The sequence below is a fragment of the Actinomycetospora sp. C-140 genome (assembly GCF_054796175.1).
On sequence record NZ_JBTWNF010000009.1, the window covers coordinates 200,135 to 218,468 of the forward strand.

Annotated in this window: 20 protein-coding genes; 7 read left to right on the plus strand and 13 right to left on the minus strand. The window is 75.3% G+C overall.

The genetic code is table 11. From position 1 onward, the window contains the following. Positions 1 to 7: 7 nt before the first annotated feature. Both ACR9E3_RS16965 and ACR9E3_RS16970 read right to left on the minus strand, forming a co-directional pair. Positions 8 to 2,032, minus strand: coding sequence for a tyrosine-protein kinase domain-containing protein (locus ACR9E3_RS16965; RefSeq protein ID WP_460381505.1), 2,025 nt, complete (start codon positions 2,030 to 2,032; stop codon positions 8 to 10). A 103-nt stretch (positions 2,033 to 2,135) separates the two neighbouring features. Next, on the minus strand, positions 2,136 to 3,251 hold the full coding sequence (locus ACR9E3_RS16970) for a glycosyltransferase (protein ID WP_460381507.1): 1,116 nt from the start codon (positions 3,249 to 3,251) through the stop codon (positions 2,136 to 2,138). 74 nt (positions 3,252 to 3,325) lie between these two features. Here ACR9E3_RS16970 and ACR9E3_RS16975 point away from each other — a divergent pair, with 74 nt between their 5' ends. Beyond that, positions 3,326 to 4,450 (plus strand): glycosyltransferase, encoded by a 1,125-nt coding sequence (locus ACR9E3_RS16975; protein ID WP_460381626.1) that lies wholly within the window; start codon positions 3,326 to 3,328, stop codon positions 4,448 to 4,450. A 10-nt stretch (positions 4,451 to 4,460) separates the two neighbouring features. Here ACR9E3_RS16975 and ACR9E3_RS16980 read toward each other — a convergent pair whose 3' ends face one another. Beyond that, positions 4,461 to 5,141, minus strand: a complete 681-nt coding sequence (locus ACR9E3_RS16980) for a GNAT family N-acetyltransferase (protein WP_460381509.1) — start codon at positions 5,139 to 5,141, stop codon at positions 4,461 to 4,463. Between the two features lie 291 nt (positions 5,142 to 5,432). On the opposite strand from ACR9E3_RS16980, the gene ACR9E3_RS16985 reads away from it, so the two are divergent. Both ACR9E3_RS16985 and ACR9E3_RS16990 read left to right on the plus strand, forming a co-directional pair. Continuing rightward, the gene (locus ACR9E3_RS16985) at positions 5,433 to 5,558 is read left to right on the plus strand and encodes a hypothetical protein (protein ID WP_460381510.1); all 126 of its coding nucleotides are present in this window, start codon (positions 5,433 to 5,435) and stop codon (positions 5,556 to 5,558) included. A 140-nt stretch (positions 5,559 to 5,698) separates the two neighbouring features. Continuing rightward, on the plus strand, positions 5,699 to 5,863 hold the full coding sequence (locus ACR9E3_RS16990; protein WP_460381511.1) for a hypothetical protein: 165 nt from the start codon (positions 5,699 to 5,701) through the stop codon (positions 5,861 to 5,863). A 4-nt stretch (positions 5,864 to 5,867) separates the two neighbouring features. Here the strand turns inward: ACR9E3_RS16990 and ACR9E3_RS16995 are convergent, their stop codons facing one another. From ACR9E3_RS16995 to ACR9E3_RS17010, 4 genes are all read right to left on the minus strand, one after another. After that, a complete protein-coding gene (locus tag ACR9E3_RS16995; protein WP_460381513.1) occupies positions 5,868 to 6,479 on the minus strand; it encodes a histidine phosphatase family protein in 612 nt (203 codons plus the stop codon). Beyond that, positions 6,428 to 7,411 (minus strand): lysylphosphatidylglycerol synthase transmembrane domain-containing protein, encoded by a 984-nt coding sequence (locus ACR9E3_RS17000; protein ID WP_460381515.1) that lies wholly within the window; start codon positions 7,409 to 7,411, stop codon positions 6,428 to 6,430. The genes ACR9E3_RS16995 and ACR9E3_RS17000 overlap by 52 nt, the downstream gene beginning before the upstream one ends. 207 nt (positions 7,412 to 7,618) lie before the next feature. Further along, complete coding sequence (locus ACR9E3_RS17005) at positions 7,619 to 8,542, minus strand: class I SAM-dependent methyltransferase (RefSeq protein ID WP_460381517.1); 924 nt, start codon at positions 8,540 to 8,542, stop codon at positions 7,619 to 7,621. Further along, complete coding sequence (locus tag ACR9E3_RS17010; protein ID WP_460381518.1) at positions 8,473 to 9,507, minus strand: glycosyltransferase family 4 protein; 1,035 nt, start codon at positions 9,505 to 9,507, stop codon at positions 8,473 to 8,475. The genes ACR9E3_RS17005 and ACR9E3_RS17010 overlap by 70 nt, the downstream gene beginning before the upstream one ends. Before the next feature lie 23 nt (positions 9,508 to 9,530). Between ACR9E3_RS17010 and ACR9E3_RS17015 the strand changes: the two genes are divergently transcribed. Further along, a complete protein-coding gene (locus ACR9E3_RS17015) occupies positions 9,531 to 10,046 on the plus strand; it encodes a DinB family protein (RefSeq protein WP_460381519.1) in 516 nt (171 codons plus the stop codon). A gap of 32 nt (positions 10,047 to 10,078) precedes the next feature. Here ACR9E3_RS17015 and ACR9E3_RS17020 read toward each other — a convergent pair whose 3' ends face one another. After that, positions 10,079 to 10,624: a GNAT family N-acetyltransferase gene (locus ACR9E3_RS17020; RefSeq protein ID WP_460381521.1), complete on the minus strand. Its 546-nt coding sequence runs from the start codon at positions 10,622 to 10,624 to the stop codon at positions 10,079 to 10,081. Positions 10,625 to 10,726: 102 nt separating this feature from the next. On the opposite strand from ACR9E3_RS17020, the gene ACR9E3_RS17025 reads away from it, so the two are divergent. Then, on the plus strand, positions 10,727 to 11,929 hold the full coding sequence (locus ACR9E3_RS17025) for an amidohydrolase family protein (protein WP_460381522.1): 1,203 nt from the start codon (positions 10,727 to 10,729) through the stop codon (positions 11,927 to 11,929). 43 nt (positions 11,930 to 11,972) lie between these two features. Here the strand turns inward: ACR9E3_RS17025 and ACR9E3_RS17030 are convergent, their stop codons facing one another. Further along, a complete protein-coding gene (locus tag ACR9E3_RS17030; RefSeq protein WP_460381523.1) occupies positions 11,973 to 14,234 on the minus strand; it encodes a transglycosylase domain-containing protein in 2,262 nt (753 codons plus the stop codon). A 253-nt stretch (positions 14,235 to 14,487) separates the two neighbouring features. On the opposite strand from ACR9E3_RS17030, the gene ACR9E3_RS17035 reads away from it, so the two are divergent. Further along, the gene (locus ACR9E3_RS17035) at positions 14,488 to 15,045 is read left to right on the plus strand and encodes a L,D-transpeptidase (protein ID WP_460381524.1); all 558 of its coding nucleotides are present in this window, start codon (positions 14,488 to 14,490) and stop codon (positions 15,043 to 15,045) included. Here ACR9E3_RS17035 and ACR9E3_RS17040 read toward each other — a convergent pair. Together ACR9E3_RS17040 and ACR9E3_RS17045 are read right to left on the minus strand one after the other, a co-directional pair. Next, positions 15,042 to 15,443, minus strand: coding sequence for a 6-pyruvoyl trahydropterin synthase family protein (locus ACR9E3_RS17040; RefSeq protein WP_460381526.1), 402 nt, complete (start codon positions 15,441 to 15,443; stop codon positions 15,042 to 15,044). The two genes, ACR9E3_RS17035 and ACR9E3_RS17040, sit on opposite strands and share 4 nt — an antisense overlap. A gap of 19 nt (positions 15,444 to 15,462) precedes the next feature. Continuing rightward, positions 15,463 to 16,020 carry a TetR/AcrR family transcriptional regulator gene (locus ACR9E3_RS17045; protein ID WP_460381527.1) on the minus strand — a complete coding sequence of 186 codons (558 nt, stop codon included), beginning with the start codon at positions 16,018 to 16,020 and terminating at the stop codon, positions 15,463 to 15,465. Between the two features lie 100 nt (positions 16,021 to 16,120). Here ACR9E3_RS17045 and ACR9E3_RS17050 point away from each other — a divergent pair, with 100 nt between their 5' ends. Continuing rightward, complete coding sequence (locus ACR9E3_RS17050) at positions 16,121 to 17,002, plus strand: aldo/keto reductase (RefSeq protein ID WP_460381529.1); 882 nt, start codon at positions 16,121 to 16,123, stop codon at positions 17,000 to 17,002. Here the strand turns inward: ACR9E3_RS17050 and ACR9E3_RS17055 are convergent. Together ACR9E3_RS17055 and ACR9E3_RS17060 are read right to left on the minus strand one after the other, a co-directional pair. Next, a complete protein-coding gene (locus tag ACR9E3_RS17055; protein WP_460381530.1) occupies positions 16,999 to 17,235 on the minus strand; it encodes an FmdB family zinc ribbon protein in 237 nt (78 codons plus the stop codon). The genes ACR9E3_RS17050 and ACR9E3_RS17055 overlap by 4 nt on opposite strands. An 89-nt stretch (positions 17,236 to 17,324) precedes the next feature. Continuing rightward, positions 17,325 to 18,290 carry a zinc-dependent alcohol dehydrogenase gene (locus ACR9E3_RS17060; RefSeq protein ID WP_460381532.1) on the minus strand — a complete coding sequence of 322 codons (966 nt, stop codon included), beginning with the start codon at positions 18,288 to 18,290 and terminating at the stop codon, positions 17,325 to 17,327. Positions 18,291 to 18,334 lie beyond the last annotated feature (44 nt).

Below are 18,334 nucleotides of genomic sequence, written 5' to 3' on the forward strand. Positions count from 1 at the left end.
TCGGTCGCTAGATCCCGTGGCCGTTGGTGGAGCTCGCCGACGTGCCGTTCGGCAGGCCCTGGCCGTCGTCGCCGGTGCCGTTCCCGTTCCCGCTGGTGGCACCGTTGCCGGTGGTCGCGCCGTTGGTGGTGGCGCCGTTGGTGGTCGTCCGGCGCGGGCGGACCCGGGCGGTCGGCGTCTCGGCCGGGGCGGCCGACTCCCCCGTGCCCGTGCCGCGCGAGGACGTGCCGGTGCGGGAGCCGGTGGTCCGCTTGGCCTTCCGCGGGGCCGGTTCCCCAGTGGTCGGCTCGGTGGCGGGCTCGGTGCCGGTCCCGGCGGGGCTCTCGGCCAGGGCCTCGGTCGGGTTCTCGGTGGTCGCCGGCGTCTTCCGGGGCGTCTTGCGCGTCGTGGACTTCCGGGTGGTCGGGGCCTCGGCCGACGTCGCCGGAGACTCGGGCTCGGACTCGGACTCGGCGGTCTTCGGCGTCCTCGTCCGCGGTGTCCTCGTCCGCGTCGTCGCCATCCGCGGGGCCGACTCCTGTCCGATCGGAGCGTCGGTGGCCTGCGCGGTGTCAGTCGGGGCGGCGTCCGCCGCCGGAGCGGTCGCCGGCGGTTCCGGGGCCACCGGTGATGACGCCGCCGGGAGCTCGGCCGGGCGTGCGGACGGTCCCGGCGGCAGGGCGAGCACGGGGCGGGCGGTGGTCGCCGCCTCGCGGACGCCCGCCGCCCACGTGATCACCGCGCCGAGGACGGTCGCCCCACCGAGGGCGAGCGCGGAGGCGGCGACGTCGATGTCGGTGGCGCGGGCGCGGCCGCGGCGGCAGACGAGGACGACCCCGTCCGTGTGGCGCGCGACGTCGGCCGCGTCGGCGGCATCGGTCACGGGTGGCGTGTCGACGAGGACGTGGTCGTAGCGCGCCCTCAGGGCGGCGAGAAGGGTGCCGAGACGGGCGCCGACGAGCGGCTCCCCCGGCCCCTCGCCCGCCTCACCGGCCGTGATCACGTCGATGCGGCCGCGGGCGAAGCGCTGCACCGCCGCGTCGAGGTCCCGGCCCCGCTCGAGGACGTCGCGCAGACCGATCCCGCCGCGGAGCCCGAGCGTCGCGGCGAGGCGCGGCCGGCGCAGGTCGGCCTCGAGGAGGACGACGGAGTCGCCGGTCGCGGCGAGCGCGATCGCGAGGTCGACGGCCGCGGTCGACGTGCCCTGCCCGGGCCCGGCGCCCGTGAGCACCACGGCGCGACGTCCGCCGCCGCTCGAGAGCAGCGCGGTCCGGATCCGGCGGTACGCCTCCGCCCGGGACCGCAGCAGGCGAGCCTGGCGGCCGTCGGCACCGAGCGCGGGCTCGGCGAGCAGCGCCGGGTGCTCGGGCGGCCGTCGCAGCGCCGGCACCGCCCCCAGCAACGGGGCGTCCAACCGCTGGGCCAGGGCCTCGGGCGTGTCGACGGTGTCCCGCAGCGACCGGCGGATCAGGGCCGTGCCGACCCCGAGGACGAGGCCGAGCACGAGGGCGCCGCCGAAGATGATCGTCGTCGGCGGGCCGCTCGGCTCGGTGGGCTCGGTGGGCGGGAGGATCACCTCGGCGGTGGCGATGGGCTGGTTCACGACCCCGCCCGTGGACTCGATGGAGCCGACGAGGCGGGTGAACGCTGTCGAGACCGCGCCCGCCACGAGCCGGGCCTGGTCCGGGGACCGCTCGGTGACGTCGAGGGTCAGGACCACCGTCTCCTCGACGTAGGAGGCGGTCACGGCCCCTTGGATCTCCTCGGCGGACGGCGCGCCGCCCAGGAGCAGCGACGCGTCCCGGGCGACACGGGGACCCTTGAGGACCTCGCTGTAGGACTTCACGCGCTCCGTCGCCAGCTGCTGGCCCGAGTAGGCGTCGGTCGGCGACGGCTCGGCCTGCGAGGAGGCCACGTAGAACACCGCCGAGGACGTGTACGTCCGGGGCAGGAACAGGTCGAGCAGCAGGGCACCGAGCAGGCAGACCAGGAGGATCCCGGCGATGATCCAGCGGTCTTCCCGGAGGACCGTCCAGTACTGGCGCGGGCTCACGGCGAGGTTCCTCCGGGTGGGTGCGGGACGGTTGGGGTAGAGACGGGTCCGGCGATCGTGGATGACGCCGGTCGGACGAGTGCGGTGCTCACAGCGCGCGCGATCATTCCGCGTGGACGGGTCGGCCGACCAGACCGTCGACGAAATCGGTCACGCCGAGCGACGCCGCGGCCGAGCACGCCGCCCTGACGTAGCGCTCCCGGTCGGCCAGCACGCGACCCACGGCGACGGCGACCGCGTCCGGGTCGTCGACGCGAGCGGCCACGCCGCAGCCCGTCGCCTCCAGCACCGTCGCGATCCACCCGCGATCCGGCCCGACGACGGGCACGCCCCGCGCACACGCCTCGGCCACGATGCCGCTGGGCGCGTCATTGTCGTGGAGCACCGCGACGGCGTCCATCGACCGCAGCGTGGCGTCGAACTCGGTGTCGTCGAGCAGGCGGTCGTCGACCGCGAGGCGTCCTCCGGCGCGCAACGACGCGGCGTCGGGGTCGGTGGCGAGGAAGTCCCGCACGTCGGGCTCGCACCGCCCGGCCAGCACCACCGTGACATCGGGACGGCGCACCGCCGCCCGCACGAGCACGGGCACGTTCTTGCGGGCGCTGATCACGCCGACGACGCCGATCCGCGAGCTCGATCCGGTGCGCGTGTCGACGGACCGGACGTCGGGCCGCGTGACCGGGTCGCGCACCGGCCGCACCCCGGGGAAGCCCCGGCGCGCGGTGACGACGCCGAACGCGTCGGTGAGGAACCTGACCCGCACGGCGGGCAGCCGGCGCAGGACGGCGACCAGCACCGGCTTGAGCGCCATGCCGAGCGTCGCCCTCTCCGGCCCGCCGGGCAGCGCGGTGCGCATCAACAGGAGCGTCACCCGGGGACGGCGCGGGCGGGACCGGCCCAGGGCGCCGCGCAGCAGGACCCGGAGCACCGGGAGCACGGCCTTGTCCGCCTCGGGGATCACGAGATGGCCGGCGCCACGGGCGGTCGCGACGTCGAACGCCTCGGGCACGGCGGTGGTGTGGTCGCCGGCCGCGAGGACGACGAGGTCGAGATCGAGGTCGCCGAGGTGCTCGCTGAACTCCGCCGAATCGGCCACCGCGGGCGGAACGAGGAGCAATCGCTCGGTCGGCGGCAGGTGCTCGAGCAGCAGGCGCACGTAGTTGAGTCGGTGACCGAACGGATTGATCTCGACCACCGCCGTCGCACGGGAGTGATGCACGCTGCTCCATCCTGTCGACCCGACTCACCCAGAGCTACGTTACGCAGGCAGCTTGAGGATGAGGCGAGGTGGCGATGGAGATCGCGTGGTTGACGGACGCGCAAGCTCCGTACCGCGAGCCGCTCTTCTGCGAGCTGGCGCGGCGCAGCGATCTGACCGTCCAGTTCCTCTACGCCGAGGAACCCGAGCGCCACTTCCGCTACCGGCCGCACCCGGGCTATGCCTCCGAGCTCGTGCCGTGCTGGCAGCTCCCCCGCACGGGTCCGCTGGCGAGCCTCGACTCGTACCAGGCGATCCTGCGGCCCGGCGCCACGCGACAGATCCTCGACGCCGACGTGCTCGTGATCCCCACCTGGGCGCAGCTCGCGAGCGCGTGGACGATGCTGCGCGCGGTCCGTCGCGGCATCCCGTACCTGATCTTCTCGGAGAGCACGCTCACCAGCCGCCGCTTCTCCCGCGGCCCCGTCGACCGGCTGCGCCGGTGGCTCTTCACCCACGCCGGAGCGGTGGTCGTCCCCGGGCCCGCCGCGCGCGACGCGGCGATCGCCTCGGGCGTCGCCCCCGAGCGGATCGTCGAGTCGGTCAACAGCATCGACCTCGGGCTCTTCGGCGACCGCACCCGCGAGCTGCGCGCCGACGCCCTCGGCGCCGGCACCGGCCCGGACGCCGAGGGCCACCGTTACGTCTACGTCGGCCAGCTGATCGCGCGGAAGAACGTCGGCGCGCTGATCGACGCGTTCGCCCGCCTCGACGGACGCCCGGAGCTGGACGTCGTCGGCGACGGCGTGGAGCTCCCGGCGCTGCGGCAGCGTGCGCGCGACCTCGGCGTCGCCGACCGCGTGCAGTTCCGCGGGTTCCTCGACGAGGACGGCGTGGTCGAGGTGCTCGCCACCACGCAGACCCTCGTCCTGCCCTCGCTCGAGGAGGTCTACGGCTTCACGCCGCTCGAGGCACGCGTCGCCGGGCTGCACGTGGTGGTGTCCGACAAGGCCGGCATCGCCGAGAACCTCCGCGACGTCGACGGCGCGTGGGTCGTGGCACCTGACGTCGACGGGCTGGAGCGCGGCCTCGAGGGCTCACGCCGGGCCTGGACGGGGTGGGCGGACGACGTGCCCACCGACTCGGCCTCCCCCGAGCGCTCCGCGGACGACGTCCTCGCCGCGGCGAAGATCGCCCTGGGCGGCGCGACGCGGGCCTGAGCGACGGTCGTCAGCCCCCGGCGCCGACGGCGCCGTTCTCGAGCAGCTCGAAGTCGACCCGCTGGCGGCCCATCCGGAACTTCTGGGTCCGGCGCAGGTACGGGAAGAAGTTCGCCTTCTCGCAGCCGCGGAGGGACGCGGGGTTGTCGGTGCCGACGAAGGTGATCACGTACCGAGCGCCGAGGGGGCCGGCCTTCTCCGCGATCCGCGACATCGCGGCGCTCATCACGCCCTTGCCGCGCCACGCCACCGGGGTGAACGCGCCCTCGAGCAGGGCGGTGTCGTCGTCGAGGCGCGGGAAGATGCCCTCGAAGTGCCGGGCGATGTCGTCGTTGTCGGCCGATGTGAAGAGCCACTGCGTGTAGCAGGCCTCGTCGTCCTCGGTCACGGCCACGTGGGGACGCCCGATCCGGGCCTCGAGCAGGCGCCGTCGCGTGGCGCGATCCCACTTCTCGTCGGGCGACAGCTGGGCGGTGGCCTCGAGCACGGCGGCGACGTCGCGGTCCTCCATCGGGCGCACGCTGACCGTGATCTTCGCGGCGGGTGGCGTGTGCGGGACGCTCAGGTCTCGCCGGAGACCGTAGGCCTCGACGTCGCTGTGCAGCCGTCGGCGGGCGGCCCCGTAGACGGGGCGGATCGTGTCGGGCTCGCGGATGACGGCCGACAGCGCGGCCAGGGGTGCTGAGGACATCGGCATGGCTCCTTCACTGCGGTGTGACGGCGCGACGACTGAGCGGCGGAGGCGAGCCGGTCGCGCGTCGGCACACCGGCACCCGTCGACTCACACGTTCGAGCGCGGAGATCGCCGTGTCATCACCATTAGTGATGAATGCCCGGCAGGAGGAGGAGCCGCCGCATCACCGGCTCGGCCGTACGCCGACTCCACGGAACCCCCCGTCCGGCCGGTAACGCGGGGGCCGTCCCGGTGCGACAGTGCGCGTAGAGGTACTCAGACGTTCAACGAGCCCGGGGGTTGCCTGCGATGAGCATTCTCTTGACGGCGGTGGCCGGCGCGACGGCGGGCGCCGCGGCGTGGCTGGCGGCCCCCTTCGTGAGCATGGCTGCGCACGGCACCGTCGACCAGCGCCAGTGGGCCGCCCGGCACTGACCGCGTGCGGCAACCGGTTGTCACCCGATCGAGGGAACGTGCTGGCGGGTTGCCGTGATCGGAGTAACGATCCGTGCTCGGTCCACGAGAACAGATCATCCGCCGGCGATCACGCCGGCTCGCAGCTCCGGGGGGTTCACATGGCCAAGCACGCGGCTCCGCAGACCGCCGGCTCGATCGGCGTCACGGCCGGCACCGGGATCATCCGCCCGGTCGCGCTGAGCGCCGAGGCCTACCTCGGGCGGCTCCGCGCCGCGGCCACGACAATCGTCCCGGCCGCCGCCGGCCGGCACTCCCGCGCCTGAGGACCTACGCCGGCAGGATCGTCCCCGCGGGCTCGATCCCCTGGTGCAGCGGCCCCTCGTCGTTGACGGCGAGGAGCACCGGCACCGAGCCGCTCGTGTCGATCCGGCACACCGCGGCGTCGACGAGGAACATCCGCCAGGCGATGTCGATCCCGACGCCCAGCGCCCAGCTGATCGCCGCCTTGATCGGCGAGACGTGGCTGACGACGACCACCTCGCCGGTCGCCGCCTCGGCCACCAGGTCCGTGCAGGCCGCCGCGACGCGCGCCCGGACCGCGGCCAGCGATTCCCCGCCCGCGGGCACGTGCTCGGGGTCCGACCGCCACGCGCGCCAGGCATCGCCGTCGAGCGCGGTCATCGGCTGGCCGTCGAGCTCCCCGTAGTCCATCTCCGTCCACCGCGTGTCGACCTCGACGTCGACGTCAGCAGCGAAGAGCGACGCGGTCTCGCGCGCCCGGGCGAGCGGGCTGGAGACGAGCCGGGTGGGCCGCGGCAGACCGGCGGCGAGCGCGCCGGCCTGCCGGCGCCCCGTCTCGGTGAGCGGCGGGTCGGACCGACCGCACATCACCCCGCGGGCGTTGGCCTCACTCTGACCGTGGCGGACGAGGGTGAGCACGTACGCCACGGTAACGGCGCCAGCGAGGCCCACCCGCGCGCATTCGGGCGACCCACGGCGTCCACGAGCAGGACCGCGGCGCCCGGCAGGCACGAGATCAGCGCCAGGACGCCGTAGACGACGGAGGTGGCGAGCCCCTGCCCCGGGTCGAGCCCGACGGCGGCGAACGCCACCGCGGCGGCGGCCTCGCGCGGGCCCCAGCCGCCGACGGTCAGCGGCACCGACATCGCGAGCAGCGACACGGTGACCAGCGGCAACAGGTGTCCCAGCGGCGCCTGCACGCCGGCGACGCGTGCGGCGAGCACGAACAGCGCGAGCAGCCCGCCGAGCGCGATGAGCGAGAACAGCAGGACGGCGGGCGCGGTGCGCAGCCGCCCGAGACCCTCGCGCACGTCGCCGAGCGCGGCGACCACGGCGGTCCGCACGCGCGCCGCCCGGCGGGCTGTGGCGATCCACACGCCGGCGGCCACGAGCGCCAGCGCGACGCCGCCCGCGACGACCCCGAGGCCCGGGCCGACCAGCGAGTGCAGCAGCGCCGGGCGGGCGAACAGGACCGCGAGCCCGACCGCGACCACGACGACCTGCCCGGCGACCCGCTCGATCACCACGGCGCGGGCGCCGCGGGCGTCGCCGGGGCGGTGGTGGCGCACGGCGCGGTGGACGTCGCCGAGCACGCCGGCGGGCAGCAGCGAGTTCAGCAGCGTCGCGCGGTAGGCGTCGGCCGTCGCGGCGCGCAGCGGGAGCGGGAGCCCGACACCGGAGGCCACGACGCACCAGCGCGCGGCGCCGGCGATGGTCGTGACGGCGCCGAGGGCGAGCGCCGCGGCGACGGTCAGCGGGGTGATGCCGCTCAGGGCGTCGAGGACCCCGCCCGCGCCGAGGCGGGCGACGAGCAGGGCCGGCAGGCCCAGACCGACGACGAGGCGGACCACACCGCCGAGGGTGACGCGTCGACGGGCGTCGTGGGAGGGCTTTGCGGAAGAGATCGGGTCGTTCTCGGGGCTGGTCCGGGGCCCGGGGATGGCGGGTGCGGTGGTCGGGGGCACGGGGAGCTCGGTCGCGGGGAGCGGCAAGGGAGATCCAGACGGGGAGCGGGGAGCGTGCGGGGGAGCGTGCTCGGGGATGTCTGCGGGGTCAGGTCAGGGCATGGCGAGCAGGTCGAGGTGGCCGACGGTGACGCGCAGCCGGCCCTCCTCGGCGGCCTCCAGACGGCGGGCGAGGTAGGCGTCGGCGTGCCGCGCGAGGTCGGGGTCCTGAGCGGCGGCCGCCGACACCCAGCCGTGGAGCCAGGCGACGACGAGGTCGACGTCGTCGAGCCCGAGGTGCCACGGGCTCGAGCGGGAGCGGACGTGGGCGCCGTGGCGGGCGAAGGCGTCCTCCGCGGCCGTCGCGGCGTCCGGGCCCAGCAGGCGGCGCCCGCCGACCACGCGCTGCTGGTGGGCGTCGAACGCGGCCGCGACGGGGAGATCGCGGGGCTCGGCGGGCTCGATCCGGATCTGCCCGACCACCGTCAGCGTCAGCAGCGCGGCGCAGCCGGCCCCGACGCACGCGGCGGCGAGCCCGTCGACCTCCTCGGCGGTGAGGACGTCGAGCAGCGCGGAGGCGGTGACGAGGTCGTGGCCGACGAGGTCGGCGGCCCGCAGCGTGGTGATGTCGACCCGGCGGACCTCCCCGGTGACCGGGGAGCCGTCGCGGGCCGTCGTCGGGAGCCGGTCGTAGGCCTCGGCGAGCAAGGCGGGGTCGCGGTCGGTGAGCACCCAGTGCTGGGGGCCCGGCATCCGCGGCGCCAGCCAGCGCGCCATGGAGCCCGTGCCGGCACCCAGGTCGAGGATGCGACCCGGGGCGGGGTGCCCGGCCCGGAGGTCCTCGACGAGGTCGATCGCCCGGGCCTCGGCGTCGGCCTTCTCGCGCAGGGCGAGCCAGTCGCTCGCCGCAGGGGCCCCGGGGAGGGCGTGCTCCGGCGTGCGGGGGCGGGGGGCGGTGGGCTCGCTGCTCAGCCCGGGGTCGGCGGGGTGCGCAGGTCCGCCAGCGCCTGCTGCACCCGTCGCGACGTCTGCGTCCACGGGGCAAGCGTGCATCGTGTGGATCTCGCTGAGAGACGCTGCCCAAAACGGTGCAGGGGTTCGTCGAACCAGCGGCGCAGTGTTGCGACGAGCGCGGGAACGTTCTCAGCGGGGATTAAGGTCCCGCCCTCACCGAGGGTCTCCGGGAGACCACCGACCGCACTCGCCACGACGGGGATGCCCCGCGCGCGGGCCTCGGCCACCACCATGCCGTACGTCTCCACCCGCGAGGGCGCGACGAGCAGGTCGGCGTGTCGCCAGGTCTCGTCGAGGTCAACGCCCGCGCGGGGCCCGGGGATACGGAGGCGATCGCCGAGATCGTGGCGGGCGATCGTCGCGCGCAGCTCGGCGACGAAGTCCGGGGCGCGGCCGACGGGCCCGACGAGGTCGCAGGTCCAGGGGTGGTCGCGCAGCTCGGCGAGGGCGGCGACGAGGACGTCCTGGCCCTTGGTCGGCGTCATGGCGCCGAGGCAGAGCAGCCGGTGCGCGCCGTCGGTGCCGGGGGCGAGCGGGGCGGGGTCGACGCCGGGGGTGGCGACGACGACGTCGGCGAGGCCGTGGCGCTCCCGCAGGCGGCGGGCGGCCCAGGGGCTGGTGGCGATCACGGCGCCCGCGGCGCGCAGGACGTCGCGCTCGCCGGCGTCGAGGTCGGGCGCCTCCTCGCCCAGCGGCAGGTGCACGAGCACGGCGAGCGGGCGCCGCTCCGCGTGGGGGACGACGACGTCCGGCACCCCGCACGCCACGAGCCCGTCGAGGAGCACGGGGCCGTCGCCGTCGTGCAGGACGTCGTCCAGGGCCCGTCGTGCCGCGTCGTCGGGGCGTGGCCAGGCGCCCTCGACCTGGGCGTCGTGGACCTCTCGGCCGCCCTCCCGGAGCCCGGCGATCACGCGCGCGTCGTAGACGTCGCCCCCGCTGACCAGCGCCGGGTCGGCGACCGGCCTCACGAACGTCAGCGCGCGCACCATCCCAGGATGCCTACGGTGCGGGCGTGAGCCTGCCGCCCCTCACCACCGAGGACCACGTCTGCGAACCCTGCGGGATGCGCTTCGCGGACCTGTCGATCTCCGGCGCCGCCGAGCTGGTCGCGGCGACGCCGGCGCGGACCCGGGAGGCCGTCGAGGCGCTCGATCCGGCGCGGTGGCGCGGGCGGCCGGCGGAGGGCGTGTGGTCGGTCGCGGAGTACGTCTGCCACCTGCGCGACGTCGCGATGACGTTCACGATCCGGCTGCACCGCGTCCGCACCGAGGACCGCCCGGCGCTCGAGCCGATGTTCAACGACCTGCGGGCGCGCCGTTTCCGCTACGACGACCACGACGTCGCCGCCGTCCTCGACGAGCTGGACACCGTGACGCCGGGGCTGCTGCGCGAGGTCGCGCGCTACGGCGACGCCGACTGGGACCGCGTCGGCACCCGGCTCCCGCACGAGGAGCGCACCGCCCGCTGGCTCCTGCGCCAGGCTGCGCACGAGGGCGTCCACCACGTCGCCGACATCGCCCCTACGTGAGCGAACTCTGGTGCTATAGCCCCAAAGTTCGCTCACGTAGCGAGGCGGGCCCGGTCGACCTCGAAATGCACTGTCGACCAGGGATCGGGGCGGGCGTCGTGCACCTCGACGACCTCGTCGACGCTGCGCCAGAAGGCGAGCGCGCCGGGCACCGAGGCGTTGGTGTGCAGGCAGATCGGGTCGTAGCCCTCCACGACCGCCTGGCGGATCGCCGCGAGGGCCAGCGCCCGCCCGACCCCGCCGCGGCGGTGTCCGGGGTCGACCCACACGCGGCAGACCTGGCCCGTGGCGCCCGCGTCGTAGCGCTGCGCGAGCCAGTCTGGGAGGTTCTCGGGAGCCGCGCCGCCCGCACGGACCGAGGCCGTCCCGGCGAGCTCGCCCGCGTCGTCGACGGCGACCAGCAGGGCCCAGCCGGGGCGGTCGAAGTAGGTCGCGGCGAGGTCGTCGACGTCCGCGTGCAGCGTCGGGTCGTAGCCGCCGAGCTCCCGCTCGAGCATGCCGCGCATGTGCCGCTCGATCGCCGGGAGCTGATCGGGACGGGCGAGCGTGACGGCGCACGACGAGACGGCAACGGCCATGGGCGCAGTGTTGCACAACACTGGCGGTAGACGCCCTTGAAGATCATGGTCGCCCGGTCGGCGGGCGAGCGGTGCGCCCGTCCGTGGGTAGCGTCGCGGGACGTGACCGCGTCGGGGCCGCCACGTCTGCTCGTCGCGTCCCGCGTCGTGCCGGGCCCGCACGAGCCCGCGCTGGTCCCCGGCGCCGTCGTGATCGACGGCGAGGTGATCACGGCGGTGGGCCCGCCGGACGTCCTCGGTCGCCGGCACCCGGGTGCCGCGCGGGTCGACCTCGGCGGCGCCACTCTCGTGTCGGGTCTGGTGAACGCGCACGTCCACCTGTGCTTCGAGCCCGAGCGCGACCCGGTGACCCCGCCGGTCGACCGGCCCTCCGCCGACCTCGCCGCCGCCGTCGCCCGCAACGCGCGGCGCCTGCTCGACGAGGGCGTCACGACGGCGCGCGACCTCGGCGACCGGGACGGGGTCGTGGCGGCGTGGCGGACCTCCGGGTCGCCCGGCCCGCGGGTGCTGACGTCCGGCGCGCCGATCACCACCCCAGGCGGGCACTGCTGGTTCCTGGGCGGGGAGGTGTCCGGCGCCGACGGCCTGCGCCGCGCGGTGGCCGCGCGCGCGGCGGCGGGCGTGGACTGGATCAAGGTCATGGCCGGCGGCGGGATGCTCACCCCGACCTCGCCGCGGCCGTGGGAGAGCCAGTTCGACGACGAGGCCCTCGCCGTGGTGGTCGACGCCGCCCGGGAGGCGGGGCTGCCCGTCGCGGCCCACGCCCACGGCACCGCGACGATGGCCGCGTGCGCCCGCGCCGGCGTCGACACCATCGAGCACGGCGGCTGGCTCGCCGGGCCCGGGGTCTCGTCCGGTGCGGCTCCCGCCACCGATCCGCGGCCGGAGGTGGCGGACGCGATCGCCGCCGCCGGCGCGGTGCTGGTGCCGACGCGGGCGCGGGGCTGGCGCGACTGGCCTCCCCAGCGCGACCTCGACGGGCTGCTCACCCGGCTCGCGTGGAACGCCTCACGCGGCATCCGGATGATCGTCGGCACCGACGCCGGCGCCGGGCCCGGCGTGTTCGACGACGTCGTCGACACCCTGACGCTCTACCGCGCGGCGGGGTGGTCGGACGCCGCGGTGCTGGCGATGGCGACCACCGACGCGGCGGCGGTGCTGGGGCTCGGCGACCGCGTCGGGCGCCTGGCGCCGGGCTACGCGGCCGACGTGCTCGCCGTCGACGGCGACCCCACCCGCGACGTCGAGGCCCTGCGCCGCCGGCGCCTCGTCGTCGCCGCGGGCCGCGACCACGTCCCTATGTGAGCGAACTTTGGGGCTATAGCCCCAAAGTTCGCTCACATAGGACTCAGCCGGGCGGACCCGGCGGCGGGGGGAGGCGGCCGGAGGAGGTCGTCACGGTGACCGTCTGCCCCTCGACTCCCCCGCCCAGCGGGTTCTCGCCCACCACCGTGCCGGCGGGGGCGCGGCTGTCGACGGACGTCGTGGCCACCACGAAGCCCGCCTGCTGCAGGGCCTGGGTCGCCTGGGCGGACGGGTCGCCGATCACCGCCGGGATGTCGGTCAGCCGCCCGCCGGTGACGAATCGCTGGTCGGGCGCGGGCAGCGGCTGGACGGGGCTCGCGCCGAGGATCGGCGTCAACGCCCGGTACCAGGTCTGCGCCGGGGTCGTGCCGCCGAATAGGTTGCCCGTCCCGCAGGTCGTCGGCGGGCTGCCCGTGCAGATCGGGCGTGGCGACGACGAGTCGTCGAACGTGATCGCCGCCGCCGAGATCGACGGCGTCGCGGCGACGAACGCGCCGGACTCGGAGGTCTGCGTGGTGCCGGTCTTGGCGGCGGTCGGCCGGTTCCAGCCGGCGGCGGTCGCGGCGGCGGCCGAGGTGCCGCCGGGCTGGTCGTCCTTGGACAGGCCGGTCATCTCGGTGTCGGCGAGCGGGCCCGGCACCGCCTGCTCGCAGGCCGCCTCGTTCATCGGTACCGGCGCGCCGGCCGCGTCGGTCACCGAGGTGACGGGGCTGGGCGGGCACCACACGCCGTGGCTCGCGAGCGTCGCCCCGACGTTGGCGAGCTCCAGCGAGCTCGTCGGCGCGACGCCGAGGGTGAACGACGCCTGGTTCTGCGCCTTCACGGTGTCGGCGATCGACGGCTGCCCCGGCCCCGGCGACTCGGCGAGCGAGCGCATCCCCAGCCGCACCGCCATGTCGACGACGGGCGCGATGCCGGTGGTCTCCTCGAGCTTGACGAAGGCCGTGTTCGGCGACTGCGCGAGCGCGTCCTGCAGCGAGAGCTCCGGCGGGTAGTCGCCGTCGTTCGACACCACGAAGCCCGGCGTCAGCGGCGAGGCGTAGCCGTTGGCGGGCACCGGGATGATGTTCGAGATCCCGCCGCCCTGCGCGAGGTACGCGGACGACGTGAAGATCTTGTAGACGGAACCCGCGCCGAGGTTCTCGGGCGTGCCGGGCAGGTCGTACGTGGTCTGCAACTGCGAGGCGTCGAGCCCGTAGCCCCGGTTGGCCGCCATCGCCGTGACGTGGTGCGCGTCCGCGCCCGGCGAGACGATCGACAGCACGTCCGCGACGTGCGGCTGGGTGGGCGGCACCTCGCCGTCGACGGCGGCCTTCGCCTGGTCCATCGCGGCGCGGTTCATCGTGGTGTGCACCGTGTAGCCGCCGCGGCGCAGCTCGTCGGTGGAGATCCCGCTGCGGGCGAGGTAGTCGAGCACGTAGGAGCAGAAGAACCCGGCGTCGCCCGCACCGATGCAGCCCTCGGTGAGCCCGTGCAGGGCGGGGTCGACGCCGAGCGGCGCGGCCGTGGCCTGCGCGGCCTGCTCCGGGGTGATGTCGCCCTGCTCGGCCATCTGCGTGATGACGACGTTGCGCCGGCCCGTCGCGGCGGCCGGGTGGCGCACCGGGTCGTACTGCGCCGGGCTCTGCACCATCCCGGCCAGCAGCGCCGCCTGCGGCACGGTCAGCTTGTCGGCGGTGGTGTCGAAGTACGTGCGGGCGGCGGCCTGGACGCCGAACGCCTGGTTCCCGAACGAGACGACGTTGAGGTACCAGGTGAGGATCTGGTCCTTCGAGACGCTGTGGTCGAGCTGCTCGGCGACCTCGGCCTCGCGGAACTTCCGCCCGAGGTTCGGGGCGGTGGCCCGCAGCTGCTCCGCCGGCGTCTGCGCGGCGACGTACTCGTCGTAGTTCTTGACGTACTGCTCGGTGAGGGTCGAGGCGCCCTGGGTCGAGCCGCCGCTGGAGTTGTTGACCAGCGCCCGCAGCACGCCCCGCGCGTCGAGCCCGGACTCGACGAAGAACCGCCGGTCCTCGATCGCGACGATCGCCGCCTTCATGGCGAGCGAGATCTGGTTCGACGCCACGGACTGGCGGTTCTGGTCGTAGAGGTAGGCGAGCGGCGCGCCGGCGTCGTCGGTGATCGTGGTGACCGACGGCATGTCGCCGGTGAGCACCCCGGGCTGGGTCGTCTCGACCCCGCCCACGGCCGACGCGGCGAGCTGCCCGGCGCCGCCGACGAGGGGATAGACGAGTCCGGCGACCAGCAGGCCGCCGATGACCGCGATCGCGAGCACACGCGCCCCGAGCGTCACCGATCTCCGCACGGACGCCGATGATGCGCCTGTCCGGATCGGTCCGCCGTGAGCGGGTGACCTGCGAAAACGCGCAGATCGGACGTCACGGTCGCAGTCCGTCGCAATCCCCTCCGAGATCCTCGTGACAGCAACCTCGGCGTCTCCCGCATCCCCGCCGCACGGGCCCCGCCCCCCGTCCCGGCGACGCCGGGGTTTCGTGCGACCGTGCCGGGGAACGCCTTTGCACGCCGCGTCGACCCCGACACCGACGAGGAGGCTCGCCATGGTGGGACGTCACCGTCGCTCCCCTGACACCCGGACGTTCCGTCGCACCACGCTCGCCCCGCTCGGCCTGGCCTCCGTGGCCGCGCTGAGCGCCGCGCCGTTCGCGAACGCCGCCCCTGCCCCCCGGCCGGCTCAGCCGGCTCAGCCGGCCCAGCCGTCAGCGCAGCAGGCCCAGCCCGGCGGCGTGCTCGGCCCCGACGACCCGCCGTGCTCGGACCGCGCCGACATCTGCGTCGACCTCAGCGAGCACCGCGCCTGGCTGATGGACGGCGGCCGGGCCTCGGGCGACCCGATGCCGATCACGTCCGGCACCCCGGACGACCCCACACCGACCGGCACGTTCACGGTGAACCGCAAGGAGCGGCACCACGTCAGCAAGGAGAGCGGCCGGGACACCCCGATGCCGTACTCGCTCTTCTTCGACCAGGAGGGCCGGGCGTTCCACACCGGGGACACCGCCCGGAACTCCAACGGCTGCATCCACCTCGACCAGGACGACGCCCGCACGGTGTTCAACACCCTCCAGGAGGGCAGCCGGGTCGAGATCCGGCGTTAGGCGAGCGTCAGCTCGAACGACGCCGACGCCACGTGCGACTCGTGCAGCGTCACCGTGATGCCGGCGAGCCCGCCCGCGTGCGGGCCGAGCCCTCCGTCGCGGACCCGCTCGGCCAGGCGGCGCGCGATCACCTGGGCGAGGAACTCCGTCGTGGTGTTCACGCCGGCGAACTCCGGGTGCTCGTCGAGGTTCGTGTAGGTCAGGTCGGCCAGGGCGTCGTGGAGCCGCTCGGTGGCGAGCCCGATGTCGACGACGATGTTGTCGGCGTCGAGCTCGGCACGCCGGAACGTCGCGTCGACGACGAACGTGGCGCCGTGCAGCGCCCGCGCCGGTCCGAAGACCTCGCCGCGGAAGCTGTGGGCGATCATGATGTGGTCGCGGACGGTGACGGCGAACATGCCCCCATCCTGGCGTACGTCAGGGGCGCAGGCTCGCCACCACGAGGTCGAGCAGGCGCCCGAGGCGGACGCGGTCGGTCGAGCCCTGGGTCGCGACGAAGACGCCGACGAGCATCGTGACCACGTCGTCGGCGTCGACGTCGCCGCGCAGGTCGCCCGTGCGTGCCCCTGCCGCCAGGAGCCGGCCGACCGCGCCGTCGATCGCCTCGCGCGTCTGTGGGGCCGCGACGGTCCCGTCGGCGAGCATCGCCCGGAAGGTGTCGGCCATCCCGCGCTTGGTGGTCACGAACTCGGCGTAGCGGTCCGTCCAGGCGCGCAACGCCTCCGCCGGCGCGAGCGCCGCGAGCAGGTCGTCGACGCTCTCGCCGACCGCCGTCAGCTCGGCGCGGTAGACGGCCTCGACCAGCGCCTCCCGGGTCGGGAAGTGGCGGTAGAGCGTGCCGATCCCGACGCCGGCGTCGCGCGCGATCTTCTCCAGCGTCGGGTCGTCGCCCGCGGCGAAACCCGCGGCGGCGGCGCGCAGCAGGTTGTCGCGGTTGCGGCGGGCGTCGGCGCGCAGCCGCGGCTCCTCGGTCATCGAAACGGAGGCACCTCCGTTTCTGTGCTAGCGTCGGTCCTGTGAGCGGAGGGTCCTCCGCTTTCGTCGACGAGTGTGCCACCACCGAACGGGAGCCGTCATGACCAGCACCGACACACGCCCGCACCCGGGTGGGCTCGCGACACTCGCCGGCCGGTCCGTCGCCCGCGTCGGCTTCGGCGCCATGCAGCTGCGCTGGTCCGACGCCGACGACGAGCCGCTCGCCGTGCTGCGCCGCGCCCTCGAGCTCGGCGTCGACCACCTCGACACCGCCGAGTTCTACGGCGACGGCACCGTCAACCGCCGGATCCGCGCCGCGCTCGCGCCCTACCCCGAGCACCTGGTGCTGGTCAGCAAGGTGGGGGCGACGGCGAACCCGGGCGGCGAGATCGAGCTGCGCCTCGCCCAGAAGCCCGGGGAGCTGCGCGCCGAGGTCGAGGCGAACCTGAGGACGCTCGGGGTCGAGCGCCTCGACGTCGTCAACCTCCGCCGCGCCGACATGCCGCCCGGACTCATCGCCGAGGGCGACCAGGTCGTGGACCTCGACGACCAGCTCGCCGTGCTCACCGCGATGCGCGACGAGGGCACGATCGGCGCGATCGGGCTGTCGAACGTCTCGGCCGACCAGCTGCGCCGGGCGCTGCCGGCCGGGATCGTCTGCGTGCAGAACGCCTACTCGCTCGTCGACCGCACCACCGAGCCGGTGCTCGAGCTCTGCCGCGCCCACGGGATCGCCTGGGTGCCCTACTTCCCGCTGGGCTCGAGCTGGCCGGGGACGCCGAAGGTCACCGACCTGCCCGCGGTCGTCGCCGTGGCCGAGCGGCTCGGGGCGACGCCCTCGCAGGTCGGGCTCGCCTGGCTGCTGGCGCACGCCCCGGAGACCCTGCTCATCCCCGGCACGCGCGGCGTCGCCCACCTCGAGCAGAACGTCGCCGCGGGCGACCTCGTGCTCGACGCGCAGGCGATGGCGGAGCTGTCCTAGCCTCCGCCGCAGCACCCGCCGCCGCAGCAGCCCCCGCCGCCGGCCGGCGCCATGGCGGGGCGTGCGGGCGGCGTCGCCGTGCGCGCCATCCCGCCGAGACCCACCGTGGTGAGCAGCTTGACGGTGTCGTCGTGGCCCGCCGGGCAGTCGGCGGGGTCGCTCGCCGCGCTCATCGGCCGGTCGACCTCGAACGTCGACGCGCAGGTCCGGCAGCGGAACTCGTAGCGCGGCATGGTCCGCAGCCTAGGCCGGTGCGCTGCGCGCGTGTGAGCACTTCGGAGTGCCGGAGCACTCCGAAGTGCTCACGTGCGCGGAGCGCACCTCAGTAGTCCACGCGCACCCCGAGGCCCGGGCGCTCGCCGGACGCGAGGGCGGGCAGCACGGACGGGAGATCGGCGAAGGCGCAGCTGTCGGTGATCAGGGCGTCGAAACGCGGGTCGGCGAGCAGGCGCAGGGCCAGGCGCAGGCGGTCGCCGAGGCTCCAGCGGGGCCGGCGCGCGGGGGCGACGCGGCCGACCTGGCTCGCGCGGATCGTCAGTCGCCGGGAGTGGAAGGCCTCGCCGAGGGGCACGCGGGGCGCCCGGTCGCCAAACCACGACATCTCGACGACCTCGCCCTCGTCGCCGAGCAGCTCCAGGGCCCGGGCCAGGCCGGCCTCGGTGGTGCTCGCGTGCAGCACGAGGTCGCACTCGCCGGTCGCCGCGTCGGGGGTCGCGAACCCGACGCCGAGCGCCTCGGCCACCGCGGCGCGGGACGGGTCGACGTCGACCAGCTCCACGCGCACACCCGGCATCGTCGCCAGCACCGCGGCCACCGAGGCGCCGACCATCCCCGCGCCGACGACCGCGATCCGGTCGCCGACGCGCGGCGCGGCGTCCCAGAGCGCGTTCACCGCGGTCTCGACCGTCCCGGCCAGCACCGCGCGCGCGGGCGGCACGTCGGCCGGGACGTCGACGGCCATGGACGACGGGACCACGAACCGGTCCTGGTGCGGGTGCAGGCTGAACACCGTCCGCCCGGCACCGGGCCCGGACTCGACCACCCCGACGGCGAGGTACCCGTAGATCACGGGACCGGGGAAGTCGCCGACCTGGAACGGCGCGCGCATGAGGTCGTACTGGCTCGGCGGGACCTCGCCCCGGAACACCAACGTCTCGGTGCCCCGGCTCACCAGGGAGTGCGACGTGCGCACGACGACGTCGTCGGGACCCGGCTCCGGGAGCGGGACGTCGACGATTCCTCCCCGACCGGGTGATTCGACCCGGAACGCCTGGGCCGTCTCGGTCACGGACCCACCCTCCTCACTCGGCGACGATCAGCGGGCGGCCATGC